15 protein-coding genes and 1 tRNA gene are annotated in these 22175 nt (G+C 70.8%); 4 read left to right on the forward strand and 12 right to left on the reverse strand.

What is annotated here, in order from left to right:
* Nucleotides 1–27 precede the first annotated feature (27 nt).
* Nucleotides 28–1197, forward strand: coding sequence for an acyltransferase family protein (locus tag ACQBAS_RS06820; RefSeq protein WP_427383064.1), 1170 nt, complete (start codon nucleotides 28–30; stop codon nucleotides 1195–1197).
* A 31-nt stretch (nucleotides 1198–1228) separates the two neighbouring features.
* Here ACQBAS_RS06820 and ACQBAS_RS06825 read toward each other — a convergent pair whose 3' ends face one another.
* From ACQBAS_RS06825 to ACQBAS_RS06840, 4 genes are read right to left on the reverse strand one after another with little or no spacing between them, the layout of a single operon-like run.
* Nucleotides 1229–1969, reverse strand: a complete 741-nt coding sequence (locus ACQBAS_RS06825) for a class I SAM-dependent methyltransferase (RefSeq protein ID WP_427383065.1) — start codon at nucleotides 1967–1969, stop codon at nucleotides 1229–1231.
* Nucleotides 1966–2616: a hypothetical protein gene (locus tag ACQBAS_RS06830; protein ID WP_427383066.1), complete on the reverse strand. Its 651-nt coding sequence runs from the start codon at nucleotides 2614–2616 to the stop codon at nucleotides 1966–1968. The genes ACQBAS_RS06825 and ACQBAS_RS06830 overlap by 4 nt, the downstream gene beginning before the upstream one ends.
* Nucleotides 2613–2924, reverse strand: a complete 312-nt coding sequence (locus ACQBAS_RS06835; RefSeq protein WP_427383067.1) for a hypothetical protein — start codon at nucleotides 2922–2924, stop codon at nucleotides 2613–2615. The genes ACQBAS_RS06830 and ACQBAS_RS06835 overlap by 4 nt, the downstream gene beginning before the upstream one ends.
* A gap of 47 nt (nucleotides 2925–2971) precedes the next feature.
* Complete coding sequence (locus tag ACQBAS_RS06840; RefSeq protein WP_427383068.1) at nucleotides 2972–6727, reverse strand: alpha-(1->3)-arabinofuranosyltransferase domain-containing protein; 3756 nt, start codon at nucleotides 6725–6727, stop codon at nucleotides 2972–2974.
* Between the two features lie 46 nt (nucleotides 6728–6773).
* Here ACQBAS_RS06840 and ACQBAS_RS06845 point away from each other — a divergent pair, with 46 nt between their 5' ends.
* On the forward strand, nucleotides 6774–8036 hold the full coding sequence (locus tag ACQBAS_RS06845; RefSeq protein WP_427383069.1) for a hypothetical protein: 1263 nt from the start codon (nucleotides 6774–6776) through the stop codon (nucleotides 8034–8036).
* On the opposite strand, the gene polA is transcribed toward ACQBAS_RS06845, so the two are convergent.
* Nucleotides 7993–10665: a DNA polymerase I gene (gene polA, locus ACQBAS_RS06850; protein ID WP_427383070.1), complete on the reverse strand. Its 2673-nt coding sequence runs from the start codon at nucleotides 10663–10665 to the stop codon at nucleotides 7993–7995. The two genes, ACQBAS_RS06845 and polA, sit on opposite strands and share 44 nt — an antisense overlap.
* Before the next feature lie 97 nt (nucleotides 10666–10762).
* Here polA and ACQBAS_RS06855 point away from each other — a divergent pair, with 97 nt between their 5' ends.
* Nucleotides 10763–11182, forward strand: coding sequence for a PaaI family thioesterase (locus tag ACQBAS_RS06855; RefSeq protein ID WP_427383071.1), 420 nt, complete (start codon nucleotides 10763–10765; stop codon nucleotides 11180–11182).
* 4 nt (nucleotides 11183–11186) lie between these two features.
* Complete coding sequence (locus tag ACQBAS_RS06860; RefSeq protein WP_427383072.1) at nucleotides 11187–11963, forward strand: DUF554 domain-containing protein; 777 nt, start codon at nucleotides 11187–11189, stop codon at nucleotides 11961–11963.
* A gap of 9 nt (nucleotides 11964–11972) precedes the next feature.
* Here ACQBAS_RS06860 and ACQBAS_RS06865 read toward each other — a convergent pair whose 3' ends face one another.
* The 7 genes from ACQBAS_RS06865 to trpA all read right to left on the reverse strand — a co-directional run bounded on the left by ACQBAS_RS06865 (nucleotide 11973) and on the right by trpA (nucleotide 22174).
* Nucleotides 11973–12575, reverse strand: a complete 603-nt coding sequence (locus ACQBAS_RS06865; protein ID WP_427383073.1) for an ANTAR domain-containing response regulator — start codon at nucleotides 12573–12575, stop codon at nucleotides 11973–11975.
* Between the two features lie 51 nt (nucleotides 12576–12626).
* Nucleotides 12627–12709 (reverse strand) — tRNA-Leu (locus tag ACQBAS_RS06870).
* Between the two features lie 56 nt (nucleotides 12710–12765).
* A complete protein-coding gene (gene pyk / locus ACQBAS_RS06875) occupies nucleotides 12766–14214 on the reverse strand; it encodes a pyruvate kinase (protein ID WP_427383074.1) in 1449 nt (482 codons plus the stop codon).
* A 106-nt stretch (nucleotides 14215–14320) separates the two neighbouring features.
* Nucleotides 14321–15778, reverse strand: coding sequence for a glutamate synthase subunit beta (locus ACQBAS_RS06880; RefSeq protein WP_427383075.1), 1458 nt, complete (start codon nucleotides 15776–15778; stop codon nucleotides 14321–14323).
* Nucleotides 15771–20315 carry a glutamate synthase large subunit gene (gene gltB, locus ACQBAS_RS06885; protein ID WP_427383076.1) on the reverse strand — a complete coding sequence of 1515 codons (4545 nt, stop codon included), beginning with the start codon at nucleotides 20313–20315 and terminating at the stop codon, nucleotides 15771–15773. The genes ACQBAS_RS06880 and gltB overlap by 8 nt, the downstream gene beginning before the upstream one ends.
* A 150-nt stretch (nucleotides 20316–20465) precedes the next feature.
* Nucleotides 20466–21338 carry a prolipoprotein diacylglyceryl transferase gene (lgt, locus tag ACQBAS_RS06890; protein ID WP_427383077.1) on the reverse strand — a complete coding sequence of 291 codons (873 nt, stop codon included), beginning with the start codon at nucleotides 21336–21338 and terminating at the stop codon, nucleotides 20466–20468.
* The gene (gene trpA, locus ACQBAS_RS06895) at nucleotides 21335–22174 is read right to left on the reverse strand and encodes a tryptophan synthase subunit alpha (RefSeq protein ID WP_427383078.1); all 840 of its coding nucleotides are present in this window, start codon (nucleotides 22172–22174) and stop codon (nucleotides 21335–21337) included. The genes lgt and trpA overlap by 4 nt, the downstream gene beginning before the upstream one ends.
* Nucleotide 22175 lies beyond the last annotated feature (1 nt).

Consider the following 22175-nt stretch of genomic DNA (forward strand, 5'->3'; position numbering starts at 1 on the left):
GCCGAGGGGTCGTGCTCTAATGCCAACGTGTCCGCCAGCAGCCCCGAGATTCTCGCCGACCAGTCCGTGCGCGGGCAGAGCGGCGCGACCCAGCACATGGACGCCCTCACGGGCTATCGCGGTGTCGCCTGCCTCCTGGTCGTCCTCGTGCACGGTGCCGGGTACACCGCCTATCCGTCGGTCGGCATCCAGGGCTATGGCCCCATCGCGCTCTTCGTCCTCTCGGGTTATCTCCTCATTGCCCCATGGTCCAAGTGGTCGCTGGGACAAGGGCGACAGCCCGATCTTCGGACCTTTGCCCGCCGCCGGCTGGCCCGGATCTTTCCCCCCTACCTCGTGCTCCTGGCCGTCGTGGCGATCATCTATCCCGCGTCCCAGCCCCAGGGTCTGTGGAGTTGGGTCAGGGCGCTGACCCTGACCAACTGGCTGCGCAGCGATGGTCTCCGGCCCGCCATGCAGCATCTCTGGAGCATGGGCACGGAGTTCAGCTGGTACGTGGCGCTGCCGGCGATCGGCGCCCTGCTCGGGCTCCTCGGACGTCGGGTGTGGCCCGGCCGGCCCCTGCGGCCCATCATCGCGGTACTGCTCGGTGCCACGCTGACGACGATCGCGTGGGACGTCTGGCTCGCCACGGGCGACCACAGCCTCAGCGAGAAGTTGACCTACCCCATGTGGCTCCCCGCCCACCTCGCCAGCTTCGTCGTCGGCGCGACCGTGCGCCACGTCCAGATCGTGGCGAGCGCCGGACGCTCCCCCCGCCTGGCCGCGTTGGCGTCCCGCTGGTGGCTGCCTGCCGCGGGGGCCCTGGTGGCATTCGTGGTGTTGCTGAGCCCCGTCGTCGGAGCGCCCGGATGGACGCCGCTGACCCCGCAGGAGCGGGGAATCCGGACCGTCGCCGACCTCGCCCTCGCCGCCTTCCTGCTCGTGGCCCTGCTCATGGGTCGAGGGAAGAACCCGCTGGCGCAGGCTCTCTCGACGCGGCCCATGGTCGCCGTCGGTCGATGGTCCTACGGCATCTACCTCTGGCACCTGCCGGTGACGGTCATCGCCGCGAATCACCTGACGATCCACCCCGGACCCATGGGTTTCGTGAGTTGGATCGCGATCCTGGGTGTCATCTCGACGGCGCTCGGTGCCGTGTCCTACCGATTCGTCGAGGTGCCGGCCATCGACTGGTCCAAGCGGACGAAGGCCTGATCGCCGGGTGCCGCCGGGCAGCTCGGCGGCGTCAACATCCCTCGTGTCGGCGGCCTGCCGGAGGCCTGGGCCACTCCCCCTCCGGCGCCGTCGCGACGTAGAGGAGGCCGGACGCGACGGGCAGCGCGTGCCGCGAGACGAAACGATCGAAGCGGTCGATCGGCTTCGGGAAGAAGGCCGGGACGCCCTCGCGCGCACGGACCTCGAATCCGTACCGCTCGAGGATCTCCGTCAGCGCCCGGTAGGTGAACACCTTGAGGTGGCCCTGGACCTGATTCCCCTGGCCGAGGACGCGATGCCGCCGACCGAGGGCGATCTCGCTGCTCGTCTCCGTGCCCAGCGGTTGCACGCCCAGCGGGACCAGAACCCGGTTGGCCCAGGAGACCATGTTCGGCGTCGAGATGACGAGGGTGCCGCCCGGTCGCAGGACCCGGCGGATCTCGCGGAGAAAGCTGTCGGGGTCGGGGACGTGCTCGATGATCTCGCCGGCGACGACACACTCGAAGGACGCGTCCCCGAACGGCAGGCGACGCGTCACGTCGCCGCGCTCGTACGCGAACCGGTCGCTGGCGACGTCGTCGTAGACGTCCATGCCCGCGAGGCCGGTCAGACCCGCATCCGCGAGCCTCTCCAACAGGAACCCGCGTCCGCACCCAATGTCGAGGAGTGACTCCGGCCTCCTGCTCGTGACGATCTCGATGATCCTGCGCAGCCGGGGATCGATCCGCGAGATGTAGGTGACGTTCCCCTTGTAGTAGTCCTCGAAACTCATGCCTCGGGTCCCTTCGATTCATCGTGGTCGACGACGGCCTCCGCCGGTGCGCCGTCGCTGTCGCCGTCGAGACGGTCATCGTCGGCGTCCGGTCGCCCACGCGTCACGTACCCACCGCCCACGAGTGCCACGGCCGCAAGGCCCAATCCCGAGAGCGCGAGGGCCTTGCGTCGACCGGCCAGGTCCCCGCACACCATCGTGGAGATCTTGTCCCGGGCGGGCTCCATGGGGGTGCCGCAGCGGATCAGGGTGCCGTCGGCGGCGCTCCCGCCGACGGTGGTGAACAAGGCGGCGATGGACAGCGCCGCGACGGGGAGCGCCGCGAGAGCCGCGACGGCCACGCCCGAGAGCCAGGCACGCCGTCCCCAGCGGGCCACGCCCACCTCGCTCAGCAGGAGGAGCCCACCCGCGGCGGCGGCCAGGGCGACGGCCCGGGTGCGCGCCTCGTTGACCGGCTCCTTGCAGAAGTACGTCACCAACTCCTCCGTCTCCGGCGTCGCGGGTGATCCGCAGCCGACGGGGATGAGGTTGCCCCCGAGCGAATTGACGGGCGTCACCCACAGGGCGATGCCGATCCCGAGCAGGACGAGCGCGCCGATCCGAAGGAGCCGGACCAGCCAGAGGCGCGAAGGGTCCATGGGGGTCATGGGGCGTCACTTTCTCCGGAGCGGACCTCGACCCAGGCGGCCAGGAACAGGGTCCAGATGGCGAGCCCACCGGCTTGGTGGGCCACGAGATTGTCGCTGATCCGCGTCGCCGGTGGGGTCAGAGGCACCGACGAGCCGAGAAACCACAGCACCGGGAGTGAGATCACCAGGACGACGGCTGCCGTCGACAACAGTCGTCGCTTCGGCCCGGCCCACCAATGGGCGAGAAGCAAACCACCCATCAGGACCGCGGGGGCCGGCCCCACCGTCGCCCAGACGGCCACCACCGCCAACGCGGCGAGGAACACCGAGGACGGGCGGGGTGCGGCCGCAGTGCGGCGGGCCGGGGCGGACCTCATGATCGCTCCGCGTCTCGGGCGGACGGCTGTCGGCGCCGGACACGACGCAGGGGGCCGACGAGGAGGAGGCCGAGGCAGGCGAGCAGCGCGACGCCGCTGATCGCCCAGGCGACACGGCCGGTCCGGGCGGGCGCGAAGGCAATCCTGACGATCTCGCCCGGTCGCGCGTCCACGCGCCACCCGGCAGCGAAGCCGTCGACGACCAGGGGGGAGCCGAGGTCCCGACCAGCCAGCGTCGCCGTCCACCGATCATCGTGGGCCTGCCCCGAGGAGACGAGGCAGGGGAAGCAGCCCGACGTCAGTCGGACGTCCATCGACGACGCGTCGTGACGCAGGACCTCGTATTCGGGTGCCGTCGTGAGCACCGGCGGTTCCGCGTCCGACGACAGATGGAGGTCGTTGAGGGCGAAGGTCGCCACGCCCGCCACGCGGTGCTCCCCCCGGTCGATCGTCGGGGTCGGGCCGCAGGCGGTGAAGGGCACGGCCTCCCCGTCCAGCAGCGCGGCGTGGTCCCCATCGAGGTCGGCCTCGATGCGCTGGCCGTCGATCGTTGCGACCGGGACACAACCATCCGCCTGCGCGTCGGTCGACGTCACCCGCGGCAGGCCGAGGTCGGAGATCCGCACCGGTCCCCAGCCCTGCTTCTCCGTCAGCAGCACTCGCACCCGGTGGGCACGTTGCGCCGTGGGCAGGGAGATGCGATTGCGGCCGGCCGTGAGTTCGACCTCGAAGGGCTCGCCGTCGTCAACGGAGACCAGTGCCCGCACGGCCTGACCGCCGCCCTCGGCCTGGGTGAGAGTGAAGTCCCGCAGTCGGCGGCTCGGGAAGTCGACGGCGATCCACTCCCCCACGACCGGGCCGCCCGGCTGCCACGCCGTCTCGAGGTTCGCCTCACCACCGGAGTCGTCGAGGGCCATGGAGGCGCGGTTGCGTGACGCATTCCCGGCCCGCGAGCTCGACGTCGCGACGACGTCGTCGTTCGCTCCGGCGAGCGCGTCCAGGGCGTCGTCGGACGCACCGTCCGCGAGCTGCACCATCCCCGAGACGCGGTAGCGCCGCGTGTCCGGGAGGGCGAACTCCCGCTCCAGCACGGGCTCCTCGACGCCGAAGCCGGACGTTTCGCCACGTTCCCTGCTCAGGGCGACGTCGATCGGCACGTCGACGAGGGCTACCCCGGCGGCCTCCGCCGCGGCCGGTAGGCGACGGATCAGGCGCGTCGGCAACGCCGCCACACGATCCATCTCGATGCCGGGGACGGAGATCTCCGAAAAGCCGACGGGGCCGTTCCCGATCCCTTCGACGCCCCTGACGGCGATCGTCAGGCGGGACACCGGACCGGTGGGGACCTCGACGTCGACCGGGAAGGAGTTCCACGGGGTGACGGCGACGGTCTGCGTGTGCGGCTCACCGTCGACGACGGCGGTGACCTCGACCTCGGTGATCCGGTTGAACTCCCCATGCATCGGGTGCAGCTGGATCGTCCCGAGCGGCACCGGGCTCCGGGGAGTGAGGGTCAGCGCGTTGCCCACCCCGGAGCCGAAGTTGCCGAACCGCCATCCTGTCGTCCGGTCCCCGTCGAAGGCCTGGCTGACGTCGCCGAACGCGTAGGGCCCGAAGAGGATGCCGTCCCCGCTGGTGGTCACGGAGGCGTTGCCCCGGAGCCGGGCGACGGTCTGATCGGCCGCCGAGAAGAGTGCCCGGGAGGAACCGGGGTCGACCGCCGCCCCGACGAGCGGGCCCGTCCCCGCGGGGTTGGTGTTGCTCCACTCCCGGCGCGCATTGCCGTCCGTGAGGACGACGCGCGCTTCGTCGCGCACGGCTTCCGCGAGCTGCTCGTCGTCGAGCGAACCGGCCAGGAGCAGTGCTGGACGACTCTGCAGCAGACCGGCCGACTGCAGGGACGCCAGCGAGGTGCCCGCACCGTCGACGAGCAGGGAGCCACCCGGCGACCGGACGGCGACCGACGTCGTCCGGTCCATGCCCGTGACCGGGCGCACGACGGCCGGGGCCGACGCGCCGTGGGCGACCTTCGCCGGGCCGTATTCGCGCGCCGGTCCCAGTCCGGTGTCGTCGTCGAGTTGGGCCTCGACGCGCGCGCCCCCGTCGATGTCGGACCCGTCGGTGTCGTACCGGGCCACGACGTCGCCGGCTCCGATGTAGTCCGCGAGGGCGGACAGGGTGCCGGCGGGAAGGGTGCCCTGCTGGAGCCTCCGGTCCACGCCGGCGAGAAGGGTCGCCGAGTACCGACCCCCGGACGGCCAGGCGCTCCGGAAGACGAAGGGGCGGTGGAAGAGGGAGGGGCCGATCTCGTCCGGACCTTCGTACCCCCAGGAGTACCCGGCCACGCCCGTCCCGGGGACCATCAGCACGCGGCTCTCATCGGCACGCTCGTTGACGTCCGCCGCCGCCTCCTGCCAGTAGTCGGGCACGTCCATCCGGACCCAGAAGAGATCGCCGCTGAGGGCGGGCGCAAAGGAGCCCGCGAGGACCGCAGAGCTCGCTGCCGCCGCGCCCCACCGCTGCGCGGACGTGCTCAATCGGGGGACGATGGCCCTCGCCGCCAGGGCGATGAGGACGGCCAGTCCCAACTCGAGGACGGCTCCGACCTTGTTCGTCGTCCGGAAGGCGATCAGCCCCGGCACGCTCTCGAGGGCGGCGCCGATGGCCGACCCCCAGGCGCTGGTGCCCGAGTTCGGGAAGGTGCCGACCATGATGAGCGCGCCGCTGAGGACCGCGGTCGCCCCGAAGAGTCGCGCTGGCGAGCGCGACAGGCGCACCCCGAGCCCGGCGAGAACGGGCCCACCGAACGTCAGCAGAATGACGACCGGGCCGGTGACGTAGGACAGGCGGCCGGGGTCGAAGGAGCCGTTGCCGTCGGCGCCGTAGAGCGTCCACATCCCCAGACCGCGCAGGACCTCCGTGAACGAGTTCGCCGTGTTGATCGCGGCCGTCGACTCGGTGGACTCCGCGATCGACGTCCCGAGGCCCAGCGCCGCGAGCGCGGGCACGAGCCAGTAGGCCGAGAGCAGCGCGTAGATCGCTCCCGTTCGGAGCACGACGCCGGCCACGGTGAGGAAACGATGCCCCTCGATCAGGACGGCGTGGACCACGACGGGCACGAGCACGAGCAACTGCATCAACGGCACGACCCCGGCGTTGATCCCGCTCATGGCCGCGAGCACCAGTGCCGAGGCTGCCGCCCACCGCCACGAGGGCGCGCGGAAGCCGCGGAACCAGCACAGCACCAGCCAGGGGAGCAGCGCATAGGGCAGCATCGTCGGCGTCGTGCCGCCGCCGACGACGACGTAGGGGTTGACCGCGTAGGCGATGGCCCCGGCCACGCCCGCGACGGCGAGTCCGGGCGTGTCGCTGTCGCGGCGCAGCAGGTGGCGCACGACGAGCCGGGCGCCGAAGGCAGCCAGCAGGATGAGGCCCAGGCGCCAGAGTCGCATCGTCACCCAGGCGGGCAGGCCCACCACGTCGAAGGCGGCGAACAGCGCGGTGACCGGGGCGACTCCGGCGTTGTAGTTGCTCGCGCCCAGGTTCGGCGTGTCGAGCCACGCCGAGGCGAATCCCCGCATCGTGTCGACGGGGTTGAGGAACATCTCCGGCTTGGTGTCCGGAGTGAAGACGCCGGCGTCGTTCCCGAAGACGATGACCGCCATGACGACGGTGAAGGCGGCCAGAACGAGGCGCTCCATGGGCACCTGAACCGCGCGCTGCCGTAGCGAGCGGGACTCGGTGCTCTTCACATCACTCCATCGTCGGGGCTACCTGCGGGTACTAATGTAGCGCTGGATGAGAACTGACGATCCCGGGCCGGCGCTGCCCCCTGCCGTGACCGAGCCCGCGGTCGTGCCGCGCGCTCGGACGGGTCTGGGAGCCAGCGCCGTGGGCGCGGGGACGCTCGTGGCCAACGTCCTCGGCTACGGCCTCTTCCTCGTTCTCAACCGTGAACTCGACGCCGACGCCCTGGGTGCGGTGGCCTCGCTGCTCAATCTCGTCATCATCGCCGGAGTGGCCGCGCTGTCGACCCAGCTGGTGAGCGCGTGGCGCGTGGCCCTGGGGCGTCCGGACGGACACGCCACGGCGCTGCGGACCGGCACCCTCGTCGGTCTCGTCGTCACGGTCGTCGTGGCGCTCCTCAGTCCCGCGATTTCGGCGGTGCTCCACCTCGAGAGCTCCCTGCCGGTCCTGCTGGTCGCCGCCTCGATGCTGCCGACGTGCCTGACCGCGGCTGTCCAGGGCAGCCTCCAGGGTGCCGAGCGGTTCGTCGCGCTCGGCGTCGTCTACGCCCTCGCCTCGGCTGCCCGCACGACGGGGGGCGCGCTCGCCGCGTCGCTCGGCTGGGGGGTCAACGGCGTGATGGCCCTCACTGCCGCCGCCTCGTGGATTCTCGCGGCGGGGGTGCTCCTGCTCGTGCGAACGCATCTGGGCCGGATGCTCCATGCCGACGTGACCACGCAGGTCCGCCGGGTGCTCGCCGGAATGGCCGGCACCTCGGCCCTGCTCGTCGCGTCGACGATCGACACCCCCGTGGCCCGGCACGTGCTCGGCGGCGAGGACTCCGGCGCCTATGCCGTCCTCAGTCTCTTTGCGAAGGCCTCCTTCTGGGGGCCCGCCTTCATCGCCACCGTGCTGTATCCCCACATGTCACGCGCCAAGGGCCGGCGCCCCCTGATCGTCGCCCTCACGGCGACGACCGGCATCGTCATCGTGGGCGTGGCAGCCTCGGCACTTCTGAGCGAGCCGCTGATCCGTGTCGTCGGCGGCCCGTCCTACACCCACCTGGCCGGTCTCGTTCCGGTCTTCACGATGCTCGGTGGCAGTTGGGCGCTGGCACAGGTGCTCGTCTTCTGGGGTGCCGCCCGCGGGCGGCACCTCGTCGCGCACCTGGTCTGGGCCGCGGTCCTGCTGGCCACCGTCGTCGTCGTCCTGTGGCGTCACGACAGCGTCGGCGAGGTCGCGACGACCTTCCTTGCCACCTCACTGGTCGCCACGGCCGTCGGCGGGTCCGTCAGTGTGCGGCCTCGTGCCACGACCGACCCGCACCGACACTGACGTCGAGCGGCACGTCCATCTCGACCGCCGCACCCATCTCGCGGCGGAGCAACTCCTCGACCATGTCGCGCTCCCCCGGCGCCACCTCGACGACGAGTTCGTCGTGCACCTGGAGCAGCGTCCGGGACGACGCACCGGACGTGCGCAGTGCCTCGTCGACCTTGAGCATGGCGACCTTCATGACGTCGGCGGCGCTGCCCTGGATGGGCGCGTTGAGCGCCATCCGCTCGGCCATCTCGCGGCGTTGACGGTTCGTGCTGCCGAGGTCGGGCAGGTACCGCCGGCGTCCGAGCATGGTCTCGGTGTAGCCCGTCGCGCGGGCCCGGTCGACGATCTCGCGCAGGTAATCACGCACCCCGCCGAACCGCTCGAAGTACTCGTCCATGAGCCCCTTCGCCTCGTCGGTCGGGATCGACAGCTGCCGGGACAGGCCGAAGGCGGACAACCCGTACGCCAAGCCGTAGGACATCGCCTTGACCTTGGAGCGCATCGCCGGCGTGACGTCCTGCGGCTCGACGCCGAAGACGCGGGCACCGACGAAGCGGTGCAGGTCCTCCCCCGTGCGGAAGGCCTCGATGAGGCCCTCGTCCCCGGAGAGGTGGGCCATGATCCGCATCTCGATCTGGCTGTAGTCCGCGGACACGAGCGTCTCGAAGCCGTCCCCGACGACGAAGACCTCGCGGATGCGTCGGCCCTCCTCGGTGCGGATCGGGATGTTCTGGAGGTTGGGGTCGGTCGACGAGAGGCGGCCCGTCGCGGCGATCGTCTGCTGGTAGGTCGTGTGGATCCGGCCGTCGTCGGCCACCGAGCGCTGGAGCCCCTCGACGGTGACCCGCAGCCGGGTGGCGTCACGGTGGCGCAGCAGCGCCTCGAGGAAGGGGTGCTCGGTCTTGGCGAAGAGGTCCGCCAGCGCGTCCGCGTCGGTCGTGTAACCCGTCTTCGTGCGCTTCGTCTTGGGCATGCCCAGCGTCTCGAAGAGGACGACCTGGAGCTGCTTCGGGGAGCCGAGGTTGATCTGCTCACCGCCGATCGCGTCCCACGCGTCCTGCTGCGCCGCGGCGACCTTCGCTGCGAAGTCGGCCTCGAGGCCGACGAGCTGCTCCTCGTCGACGGCGATGCCGACGCGCTCCATGGCGGCCAGCACGCGCGCGACGGGCAACTCGACGTCCCGCAGGAGCGCCGTCCCGCCGGCGGCCTCGACCTGCCCGTCGAGGACCTCGGCCAGCTCGAGCACGGCCCGTGCCCGGACCATGGCCTCCCCGCTCTCGGCGTCGTCATCCGCGGCGAAGTCCAGGGTGTCCTGACCCGTCGCGGCCGCCTCGGCGCGCAACTCGTGCCCGAGATTGCGCACGACGAGATCGGCCAGGTCGTAGGAGCGCTGGTCCGGCTTGACGATGTACGCGGCGAGGATGGTGTCGGTGGCCACGCCCTGCAGGTCCCACCCCCGCGCGCCGAGCGCGTGCAGAGGCCCCTTGACGTCGTGCAGCACCTTGCGTCGCTCCGGGTCGGCGAGCCAGGTGGCGACCGCCCCCTCGGCGTCGGGCCCCAACGTCGTGACGTCGACGAAGGCGGCGGGACCGTCGGACGAGGCGATCGCCAGACCGGAGACGTCACCCGTGCCACGCCCCCACGAACCGACGACGTGCAGCCCCACGGTGCTGCCGACACCGGCGTGCTCGTCGAGCCACCCGGCCACCTCGTCCGTGCCGAGGACGGCGCCGTCCACCTCGATGCCGCCCGTGGCCTCGCTCTCGTCGGTGTCGAACGTCTGGAAGAGGCGGTCGCGCAGCACCCGGAACTCGAGGCTGTCGAAGAGGGTGTGCACCCGCTCGCGGTCCCACGAGCGGCGCTCGAGGTCCTCGAGCCCCACGGGCAACTCGAGGTCGCGCACGAGCGCGTTGAGCCGGCGGTTGCGCAGCACCTGGTCGAGGTGCTGGCGCAAACTCTCCCCCGCCTTCCCCGTGATCTGGTCCACGCCGGCGACGATCCCGGTGAGGTCCCCGAAGGCGGTGATCCACTTCGCAGCCGTCTTCGGGCCGACGCCCGGCACCCCTGGCAGGTTGTCGCTCTGCTCGCCCACGAGCGCCGCGAGGTCGCTGTAGCGCTCCGGGGGCACCCCGTACTTCTCCTCGACCGCCGCCGGCGTCATCCGGGCGAGGTCCGAGACGCCCTTCTTGGGATACAGCACGGTCGTCGTGTCGGAGACGAGCTGCAGCGCGTCCCGGTCACCCGAGCAGATGAGCACGTCCATGCCGGCCTCGCGGCCGCGCGTCGTCAGCGTGGCGAGGATGTCGTCGGCCTCATAGCCGTCGAGCGAGACGTGGGTGATCTGGAGGGCGTCGAGCACTTCCTGGAGGAGGGCGATCTGGCCCTTGAACTCGTTCGGCGTGGCCGAGCGTCCCGCCTTGTAGTCCGCGTACTCCTCGGTGCGGAAGGTCTGCCGCGAGACGTCGAAGGCCACCGCAACGTGCGTGGGCTCCTCGTCGCGGAGCACGTTGATCAGCATGGCAGTGAAGCCGTAGACCGCGTTGGTGTGCTGCCCCGTCGACGTCGAGAAGTTCTCCGCGGGGAGTGCGAAGAAGGCCCGGTAGGCGAGGGAATGTCCATCCAGCAGCAGAAGTCGGCTCACGGTCGCCAGCCTATGACCCCGGTCCGACGGCGATGCACTCCGCACGGCAGACTGGCCACCGGCCACCCCCGCCGGACGACACCCTCGATGGAGAAGCATGAGCACGCAGACCGACTTCCTCACCAGCGTCAACGCCAACCGCGGCGCCCTGGCGGAGACCATGGGCATCGAACTGACCGAGGTCACCCCGGAGCGCCTCGTCGGCCGCATGCCCGTCGAGGGCAACACCCAGCCCTACGGGATGCTGCACGGCGGCGCGAGCGTCGTCCTCGCCGAGACGCTCGGCTCCGTCGGCGCGGCCCTGACCGCGGGCGAAGGTCGGATCGCCGTCGGGCTCGACATCAACGCGACCCACCACCGCGCCGCGCGCACGGGTCACGTGACGGGCGTGGCCACCCGGATCTCCGGCGGCCGCAGCGTCGCGACCTACGACATCGTCATCACCGACGACGAGGGTCAGCGCCTGTGCACGTCCCGGATCACCTGCCTGCTGCGCGACACCCCGCCCGGCGCCTGATCAGGTGGGCCTGGACTTCACCGGTGCCGGCACGGTCCTCAATGTCGTCACCGTCATCATCGGGTCGCTGCTGGGCATGGCCTTCGGCCACCGGCTGCCGGACCGCACGCGTTCCGTCGTCACCGACGCCCTCGGCCTGTCGACCCTGCTCATGGCGGGCCTCTCGGCGCTCGCCGTCACTGACACGGCACTGACCGACGCCGTCGGTTCCGGAGCCGTGCTGATCGTCCTCGGCTCCGTCATCATCGGCGGCATCTCCGGCTCCCTACTGCGCATCGAGCCCCGACTCGAGTCGCTCGCGGGGTCCCTCCAGCGCCGTTTGGCGCGAGGACGTGTGCCCGCTGACGGGTCGGGCGATCACCACGCCGCCAGGGAGCGTTTCGTCGAGGGGTGGCTCACGGCCACGCTGCTCTTCTGCGTCGGACCGCTGACGGTCCTGGGGTCACTGTCCGATGGTCTCGGCACCGGCATCGAGCAGCTCACCCTCAAGTCCGTCCTCGACGGCTTCGCCGCCATCGCCTTCGCGGCGTCCTTCGGCGTCGGGGTGCTGCTCTCAGCGCTGTCCGTCGGCGTCGTCCAGGGTGCGCTGACGCTGCTCGGTGTCGCGCTCGGGTCGTTCCTGCCGGCCGCGCACATCAGTGCGCTCACGGCCACCGGGGGCCTCCTGCTCGTCGGAATCTCCTTCCGACTGCTGCGGATCCGCGACGTGCCCGTGGGAGACCTGCTCCCGGCGTTGCTCGTCGCGCCGCTGCTCACGCAGCTCGTGGTGATGCTGGGCTGACCGTCGAGGTCAGGCCTTCTCCATCCCCGCGACAACCGCGTCAGCGACCTCCTTCATGCCCAGACGCCGGTCCATGGCCGTCTTCTGGATCCACCGGAACGCCTCGGCCTCGGTGATCTTGAGCTTCTTCATGAGTACACCCTTGGCGCGCTCGACGGCCTTGCGCGTCTCCAGCCGCTCACCGAGGTCCGCAACCTCGGCCTCGAGCGCCTGGACCTCGGACCACCGCGACAGGGCGATGTCGATGGCCGGGGTGACGTCGGCCGCGGTGAAGGGCTTGACGATGTAGGCCATGACGCCGGCGTCGCGCGCACGCTCGACGAGCTCGGTCTGACTGAAGGCCGTGAGCATGACGACCGGGCACAGCCGCTGGCTGCCGATCTGCTCGGCCGCGGTGAGACCGTCCATGACCGGCATCTTCACGTCCATGATGACGAGGTCGGGCGAGAGGCTCGTCGCCATCGCGACCGCCTGCTCACCGTCGGATGCCTGCCCGACGACCTCGTAGCCGTGGTCCTCGAGCATCTCGGCCAGGTCGAGGCGGATCAGCGCCTCGTCCTCGGCCACGACGATGCGCTTACGGCCGGACTCGGGGGCTTCGCTCGAGGTCATGTGTGTCCTTGCAGCTGATCGTCGATTAGTGCCGGACATGACCGGCGGACGTGCCGAGGGCGGGACTTGAACCCGCACGCCCTTGCGGGCAAAGCATTTTGAGTGCTCCGTGTCTGCCATTCCACCACCCCGGCCGGGTGCGCGGACAGCATACCTGCGAGGTGATCACAGGACGATGGGCGGTCCCGCGTCAGCGGAGTTCCCCGTAGGCCGGCGCGACCCGGTTCTTGGCGTCGCCGATCCGGTGGACCCGCAACGCGTTCGTCGAGCCGGGGATGCCGGGCGGTGACCCCGCCACGATGACGACGAGGTCGCCCTCGGTCACCCGGCCAGCCGACAGGAGCAACTCGTCGACCTGCATCGCCATCTGGTCCGTGTGGCTCACCGGCGGCACGAGGAACGTCTCGATGCCCCAGGTGAGGGCCAGCCGCGAACGGGTGTCCTGCTGCGTCGTGAAGGCAAGCATGGGGATGTGCGTGCGGACGCGCGACATCCGGCGGGACGAGTCACCCGACTGGGTGAAGGTGATCAGGTACTTCACGCCGAGCAACTTGCCGATCTCCGCGGCCGCCCACGTGACCGCGCCACCCTTGGTCTGCGGCGCCGAGTCCATCTCGGGGATGCGGTCGATGCCGTGCAGCTCCGTCGTCGAGATGATCCGCGCCATCGTGCGGACCGCCTCGATGGGGTGCTTGCCGACGCTCGTCTCGCCCGAGAGCATCAGTGCATCGGCGCCGTCGAGGACGGCGTTCGCGGCGTCGGAGGCCTCGGCGCGCGTCGGTCGGGAGTTCTCGATCATCGACTCGAGCACCTGCGTCGCGACGATGACCGGCTTGGCCTGGGCGCGCGCGAGCTCCACGGCGCGCTTCTGGACGAGCGGCACCTCCTCGAGCGGCAACTCCACGCCGAGGTCGCCGCGGGCCACCATGATGCCGTCGAACGCGTCGACGATGCTCTGGAGGTTGTCCACGGCCTGCGGCTTCTCGATCTTGGCGATGACGGGCACGCGGCGGCCCACCTCGTCCATGATCGCGTGGACGTCCTGGAGGTCGTCGGCGCTGCGGACGAAGGAGAGCGCGACCATGTCGACACCCGACTCCAGCGCCCAGCGCAGGTCGTCCTTGTCCTTGTCGGAGAGGGCGGGCACGCTCACGGCGACGCCGGGCAGGTTGATGCCCTTGTTGTCCGAGATCGTCCCGCCCTCGACGACGCTGGTGATGACGTCGGTGTCCGTCACCTCGGTCGCCACGAGGGCGACCTTCCCGTCGTCGATGAGGATGCGGTCGCCCGGGCGCACGTCGCCGGGCAGACCCTTGTAGGTCGTGCCGACGCGCTCGGCGTTGCCATCGACCTCATCGATGGTGATGGTGAAGACGTCACCGGTCGCGACCTGGACCGGGCCGCCGGAGAAGCGGCCGGTGCGGATCTTGGGACCCTGCAGGTCGGCGAGGATGCCCACGGCGTGGCCGGTCTCGTCGCTGGCCCGCCGGACGTCCATGTAGCGCTCGTAGTGGTCCGCGTGCTCCCCGTGGGAAAGGTTCAGTCGGGCGATGTCCATGCCCGCCTCGACGAGAGCGAGGATCCTCTCGGGGGTCGCGACGGCAGGTCCGAGGGTGCACACGATCTTGGCTCTCCGCATGTCCGCAACCCTATCTGCGGACGACGATCACCCGTGACGCGGGTCACAGAGCGGACGGGGCCCCCGCCGTGTCGGCGTGGGCCCCGTCGCAGGGAGGGCTCGGTTGCTAGACGGTGAGCGGCCGGTCCGTCGGGTTGATCGGGCGCGGCAGCGACGAGGACCCCATGAGGAAGGCGTCGACGCCGTGGGCGGCCGCGCGACCTTCCGCGATGGCCCACACGATGAGCGACTGACCGCGGCCGGCGTCGCCGGCGACGAAGACGCCGGGCACGCTCGACATGTAGGTGCTGTCGCGCACGATGTTGGAGCGCGCGTCACGCTCGAGACCGAGCTGCTCGACGACGCCCTCGCCCTGCGGGCCGAGGAAGCCCATGGCCAGCAGCACGAGCTGCGCCGGGAGCTCGCGCTCCGTGCCGGCCACGGGCTCGAAGCCGGCGTCGGTGCGCTCGACCTCGGTCAGGCGCAGACCCGCGACGCGACCCTGCTCGTCGCCGACGATCTCCGTGGTGTTGACGGCGTAGACACGCTCGCCGCCTTCCTCGTGCGCGCTGGCGATGCGGAAGAGCATGGGGTAGGTCGGCCAGGGCTGGCTGCCCGGGCGCTCCTCCCCCGGCTGGGGCATGATCTCGAGGCTCGTGACGGAGCGGGCGCCCTGACGGATCGAGGTGCCGATGCAGTCGGCACCCGTGTCACCGCCACCGATGATGATGACGTCCTTGCCCTCGGCGGTGACCTGACCCTCGACCTCCTCGCCGAGCGCAACCCGGTTGGCGGGCGGCAGGAAGTCCATGGCCTGGAGGACACCGTCGAGCTCGCGTCCCGGCACGGGCAGGTCGCGGGGCACGGTGGCCCCGAGCGCGAGCACGACCGCGTCGTAGCGGCTGCGCAGCTGCTCGCCGGTGATGTCCTTGCCGACCTCCACGTTGTTGCGGAAGCGGGTGCCCTCGGCCGACATCTGGTTGATCCGCCGCTCGACGACGGACTTCTCCATCTTGAACTCGGGGATGCCGTAGCGCAGCAGACCGCCGGGCTTGTCGGCCCGCTCGAAGACGGCCACGGTGTGACCCGCACGCGTCAACTGCTGGGCGGCAGCCAGGCCCGCGGGGCCCGAGCCGACGACGGCGACGGTCTTGCCGGACAGACGCTCCGGGGTCTGCGGCTCGACCGTGCCGGTGGCGAACGCCTGCTCGATCGTCGTGACCTCCACCTGCTTGATCGTCACGGCGGGCTGGTTGATGCCCAGGACGCATGCGGTCTCGCAGGGGGCCGGGCAGAGGCGCCCGGTGAACTCGGGGAAGTTGTTCGTGGCGTGCAGCCGCTCGATGGCGGTGCGCCAGTCCCCCTTCCACGCCATGTCGTTCCACTCCGGGATCAGGTTGCCCAGCGGGCAGCCCGAGTGACAGAAGGGGATGCCGCAGTCCATGCAGCGACCGGCCTGACGCTGGAGCTCGCCTCGCTCCTGCTCCTCGTAGACCTCCTTCCAGTCCCTGATTCGGACCGGCACGGGCCGCCGCTTGGGCAGCTCGCGCTCGCGCGTCTTGAGAAAGCCTTGCGGGTCACCCACGGGATGCCTCCATGATCCGGTCCCAGACCTCAGTGCCATTGACGTCGAGTCCCTCGGTCTCCGCCTGGGAGCGGACGTCGAGGACACGTTGGTAATCGCGCGGGAGCACGAGCGAGAAGCGGGCCCTGCTCGTCTCCCAGTCGTCGAGCAGACGCTGCGCGACGGCCGACTCGGTCCACTCGAGGTGGGCCTCCAGCAGGTCACGCACGACGCTCACGTCGGAGTCGCGCAGTTCGCTGACATCGACCATCTCGCGGTTGACGAGGGCCGCGTCGAGGTCGAGCACGTAGGCGACACCGCCGGACATGCCCGCCGCGAAGTTGCGACCGGTGGGACCGAGGATGAGCACGCGACCGCCGGTCATGTACTCGCACCCGTGGTCACCGATGCCCTCGACGACGGCGGTCGCGCCGGAGTTGCGGACGCAGAAGCGCTCGCCGGCCCGACCACGCAGGTAGATCTCGCCCGTCGTCGCGCCGTAGCCGATGACGTTGCCGGCGACGACGTTCTCCTCGGCCACCAGCGCGGTGCCCGGGCCGGGGCGCACCGCGATGCGACCGCCGGAGAGGCCCTTGCCGACATAGTCGTTGGCGTCACCGACGAGGCGCAGCGTGATGCCGGCCGGGACGAAGGCGCCGAAGGACTGGCCGGCGGACCCGGTGAGGGTCACGTCGATCGTGTTGTCCGGCAGACCCTCGGGGTAACGGCGCGTGACCTCGTGACCGAGCATCGTGCCGACCGTGCGGTTGACGTTGCGCACCGCCACGGACCCGGAGACGGGCGCACCGTCCTGGAGCGCCGGCTCGGCGAGGGCGATGAGCTCGTGGTCGAGGGCCGCCTCGAGGTGGTGGTCCTGCGTCCGGGTGTTGTAGCGGGCGCTGCCGTCCGCGGGGGCGATCTCGGTGAGGATCGGCGTCAGGTCCATGCCCTGCGCCTTCCAGTGCTTGATCGCCTTGGCGGTGTTGAGCGCCGAGACCTGACCCACGGCCTCGCGGATGCTGCGGAAGCCGAGCGACGCCAACAGCTCACGGACCTCCTCGGCGATGTACTCGAAGAAGGTCTCGACGAACTCGGGCTTGCCGGAGAACCGGGCACGCAGCTCGGGGTTCTGCGTCGCGATGCCGACCGGGCAGGTGTCGAGGTGGCAGACGCGCATCATGATGCAGCCGCTGACGACCAGCGGCGCCGTGGCGAAGCCGAACTCCTCGGCCCCGAGCAGGGCGGCGATGACGACGTCACGGCCGGTCTTGATCTGGCCGTCGACCTGCACGACGATCCGGTCGCGCAGCCCGTTGAGCACGAGCGTCTGCTGGGTCTCGGCCAGGCCGAGCTCCCAGGGACCGCCGGCGTGCTTGAGCGAGGTGAGCGGCGAGGCTCCGGTGCCACCGTCGTGACCCGAGATGAGCACGACGTCGGAGTGCGCCTTGCTGACGCCGGCCGCCACGGTGCCCACGCCGACCTCGGACACGAGCTTCACGTGGATGCGCGCGCTGGGGTTGGCGTTCTTGAGGTCGTGGATGAGCTGCGCCAGGTCCTCGATCGAGTAGATGTCGTGGTGCGGCGGCGGAGAGATGAGCCCGACGCCCGGCGTGCTGTGCCGGGTCTTGGCGACCCAGGGGTAGACCTTGTGGCCGGGCAGCTGGCCACCTTCGCCGGGCTTGGCCCCCTGCGCCATCTTGATCTGGATGTCGTCGGCGTTGGTCAGGTAGGCCGATGTCACACCGAAGCGGCCGGAGGCGACCTGCTTGATCGCCGAGCGACGCTCGGGGTCCATGAGGCGCTCGAGGTCCTCGCCGCCCTCGCCCGTGTTGGAACGGGCCTGGAGGCGGTTCATGGCGATGGCCAGCGTCTCGTGGGCCTCCTGGCTGATCGAGCCGTAGCTCATCGCACCGGTGTTGAAGCGCTTGACGATCTCGCTGACCGGCTCGACCTCCTCGATCGGCACCGGCTCGCGCTGGATCCGACCGCCGAACTCGAAGAGCCCGCGCAGGGTCATCAGTCGCTCCGACTGGTCGTCGATGCGCTGCGTGTACTGCTTGAAGATGTCGAAGCGGCGGTTGCGCGTCGCGTGCTGGAGACGGAAGACGGTGTCCGGGTCGAAGAGGTGCGGCTCACCCTCCCGACGCCACTTGTACTCGCCACCGACGTCGAGGGTCCGGTGCGGCAGCGGGATGCCCTCGGGCGGGTAGGCCGCGGCGTGCCGGGCAGCCGTCTCGCGGGCGATGACGTCGAGTCCGACGCCACCGAGCTGCGAGATCGTGCCGGTGAAGAACTCGTCGACGAGCTCCTGGCTCAGGCCGATGGCCTCGAAGACCTGGGCACCGCGGTAGGAGGCGACCGTGGAGATGCCCATCTTGGACATGACCTTGAGAACGCCCTTGCCGAGGGCCTTGATGAGGTTGGCGACCGCCTTCTCCGCGGTGACGCCCTGGAGCTGGCCGCGCCACACGAGGTCCTCGACGGACTCCATGGCGAGGTAGGGGTTGACCGCGGCTGCGCCGTAACCGATGAGCAGCGCGACGTGGTGGACCTCGCGGACGTCACCGGCTTCGACGAGCAGACCCACCTGGGTGCGGGTCTTCTCGCGGATGAGGTGGTGGTGGACGGCCGAGGTCAGCAGCAGCGACGGGATCGGCGCGAGGTCGCGGCCCGAGTCGCGGTCGGACAGGACGATGAAGCGCGAGCCGGCCGCGATCGCGGACGAGACCTCGGTGAAGATCTCCTGCAGCCGGGCGCGGAGGGCTGCCTCTCCCCCGGTCACGTCGTAGAGACCGCGGACGACGACCGTCGGGTAGCCCGGCAGGTTGCCGTCGGCGTTGATGTGGGTGATCTTGGCCAGCTCGTCATTGTCGATGACCGGGAAGGGCAGGACGACCTGACGCGCGTGGGTGGAGCTCGGCACGAGGGCGTTGCCCTCGGGGCCGATGACCGAGCCGATCGAGGTCACGAGCTCCTCGCGGAGCGCGTCGAGCGGCGGGTTCGTCACCTGCGCGAAGAGCTGGGTGAAGTAGTCGAAGAGCAGCCGCGGCTTGTCCGACAGCGCCGCGATGGGAGTGTCCGTGCCCATCGATCCGAGCGCCTCGGCGCCGGCCGTCGCCATCGGCGTCAGGAGGATCTTGACCTCCTCGTGGGTGTAGCCGAAGGTCTGCTGGCGGCGCGCGACGGACTTCGGGGTGTGCACGATGTGCTCACGCTCCGGCAGGTCCTCGAGCTGGATGAGGCCGGCGTGCAGCCACTCCTCGTAGGGCTGCTCGGCCGCGAGGGCTCCCTTGATCTCCTCGTCCGGCACGATCCGGCCGGCCGCGGTGTCGACGAGGAACATCTTGCCGGGCTGCAGGCGCCCCTTCTGGACGATGGTCGCCGGGTCGAGGTCGAGCACGCCCGACTCGGAGGCGAGCACGACGAGGCCGTCGTCGGTGACCCAGTAGCGGCCCGGGCGCAGCCCGTTGCGGTCGAGGACCGCCCCCGCCAGCGTGCCGTCGGTGAAGGTGACGCACGCCGGTCCGTCCCACGGCTCCATGAAGAGCGAGTGGTACTCGTAGAAGGCGCGCAACTTCGGGTCCATCGTGGCGTGGTTCTCCCACGCCTCCGGGATCATCATGAGCACGCTGTGCGGCAGCGACCGCCCGCCGAGGTGGAGCAGCTCCAGGACCTCGTCGAAGGAGGCCGAGTCCGAGGCGTCCGGGGTGCAGATCGGGAAGAGTCGCTCGAGGTCACCGGGGATGACGTCGGAGACGAGCTGGGACTCGCGGGCCCGCATCCAGTTGCGGTTGCCCTTGACGGTGTTGATCTCACCGTTGTGCGCGATGAGGCGGTACGGGTGGCTCAGCGGCCAGGACGGGAAGGTGTTCGTCGAGAAGCGCGAGTGCACGAGGGCGAGCTCGGAGGCGAAGCGCTCGTCGGACAGGTCCGGGTAGAAGGGCTCCAGCTGGCCCGTGGTGAGCATGCCCTTGTAGACGATCGTGCGACACGAGAGCGAGGGGAAGTAGAGCTCGAGGGAGCGCTCGGCCCGCTTGCGCAGGGCGAAGGCAAGTCGGTCGAGTTCGAGGCCGCGCACGCCGTCGGCGATGGGCGCGACGAAGACCTGGCGGAAGAACGGCATGCAGTCGCGCGCGGCCTGGCCGACGATGCTCGGGTCGACGGGCACGTCGCGCCAGCCGAGGACCGTCAGGCCCTCCTCTGCGGCGATCTGCTCGACGCCGCGCACGACCTCACCGCGACGGTGCTCGTCGGCGGGCAGGTAGGCCGTACCCACGGCGTAGCCACCGGCCTCGGGCAGGTCGAAGGACACGACGGCGCGGAAGAACTCGTCGGGGACCTGCGAGAGGATCCCGGCGCCGTCGCCGACGAGCGGGTCGGCACCCGTGGCGCCGCGGTGCTCGAGGTTGACGAGTGCCTGCAGCGCGTGGGCGACGATGTCGTGACCGGCCGTGCCCCGCATGGTGGCCACCATGGCGACGCCACAGGCGTCGTGCTCGTTGGCCCGGCGGTAGAGCCCGGTGTCTTCGGGAAGTGCGGAGAAACGCGTGGGGGACACGGGAGTTCACCGTCCTTTGGTCATCGATGGCGCCGCAGCGCGAGAGCGGACGTGGACGGCAACGGCCACGCGAGGTGAGGGGAGGATATCAGAGGGGTGTCCACAACATGGTCGCGAATATCTCACATCGCGGACATGCGAAATCCGGCCTCAGGCGGACGTGGGGACGGGCTCGGACTCGGCGGCGATCCGTCGCTGACGGCGACCGGCCCAGATCCACAGACCGACCCCGAGGAGGAAGACGGCCACGGAGACCCAGACGTTGACGCGCAGCCCGAGGATCGTGTTGGCGGCGTCCGTACGCATGTTCTCGAAGACGATCCGGCCGACCGGATAGCCCGCGATGTAGGCCGCCATGACCTGCCCCTTCGCGAGGACCCGGCGGGAGTCCAGCCGCAGCAGGAAGATCGCGAGCACGAGGCAGAAGATCGACTCGTAGAGGAACATCGGGTGGAAGGTGCCCAGGACGACGGGGTCGCCGGCGGCATCGCGCACCGCACGCCCCGTGCCCATGTCCCAGTCGTGGATGACCAGGCCCCACGGGAGGTCGGTCTCGCGGCCGTAGATCTCGTTGTTGAACCAGTTGCCCCAGCGGCCGATGGCTTGGGCCAGGGCGACGCCGGGCACCGCCGAGTCGCAGACGTCGAGGAAGGAGACACCGGCCTGACGCGCGCCGATCCACACGCCGAGGGCGCCCAGGGCGACGGCGCCCCAGATGCCCATGCCGCCCTCCCAGATCTTGAGGGCGTCGATGGGGTGACCGCCCTCGCCGAAGTAGGCCTGCGGCGAGGTGATGACGTGATAGATCCGGCCGCCGACGATGCCGAAGGGGACACCCCAGGTCGCGACGTCCAGGGCAGCCGTCTCCGGCCCTCCCCGGTCCGTGAGTCGTCGTTGGGTCACCCAGACGGCCACGAAGATCCCCGCGAGGATGCACAGGGCGTACGCGTGGATCGTGAGCGGTCCGAGGTGGATGGCACCGACGGTGGGGCTCGGGATGGACGCAGGCAGGGCCGCGCTCACGATCGTCCCTCCCGGACGCCAGCCGCGAGTTCACGGGTGAGCTCCTCGAGGGCGGCGATGCCGGCCTCGGGGTCCTCGTCGAAGAGGGTGTGCACCAGCGCGGAGCCGACGATGACGCCGTCGGCGAAGGACGCGACGTCGGCGGCCTGCTGCCGGGTCGAGACGCCGAGCCCGACACACACGGGCGTGTCGGAGACCTCGCGCACCCGTGCGACGAGCGCGGGCGCGGCACTGCCGACCTCGCTGCGGGCGCCGGTGACGCCCATGGTCGAGGTGGCGTAGACGAAGCCGCGGCACTCGCCGGTCACGCGCTCGAGCCGCTCGCGCGTCGAACTCGGAGCGACGAGGAAGATCCGGTCCAGGCCGTGGGCCCCGCTCGCGGCGATCCACTCCCCCGCTTCGTCAGGCACGAGGTCCGGCGTGATGATGCCGGCGCCGCCGTGGGCGGCGAGGTCGGCCGCGAACCGCTCGACGCCGCGCCGCAGCACGAGGTTCCAGTAGGACATGACGACCGGCGGCGTGCCCGTCTCACGGATCGCTGCCGTGGCCCGGAAGACGTCCTCGACGCGCACGCCGCCGGCGAGCGCGCGGGTCGCCGCGGTCTGGATGACGGCGCCGTCCATGAGCGGGTCGCTGTAGGGGATGCCGACCTCGACGATGTCGGCCCCGGCGCGGGCCATCGCCACCATGGCGCGGATCGACGTCTCGACGTCGGGGAAGCCGACGGGAAGGTAGCCGATCAGCGCGGCGCGGCCTTCGCGCCGGCACTGCGCCAGGACGTCACCGACACCGCGCGACGGGGTCGCCGTGCTGTCGGTGGTCGGGTCTGCTGCCATG

The sequence above is a fragment of the Janibacter zhaoxuefangae genome, from assembly GCF_050271985.1.
GTDB lineage: Bacteria > Actinomycetota > Actinomycetes > Actinomycetales > Dermatophilaceae.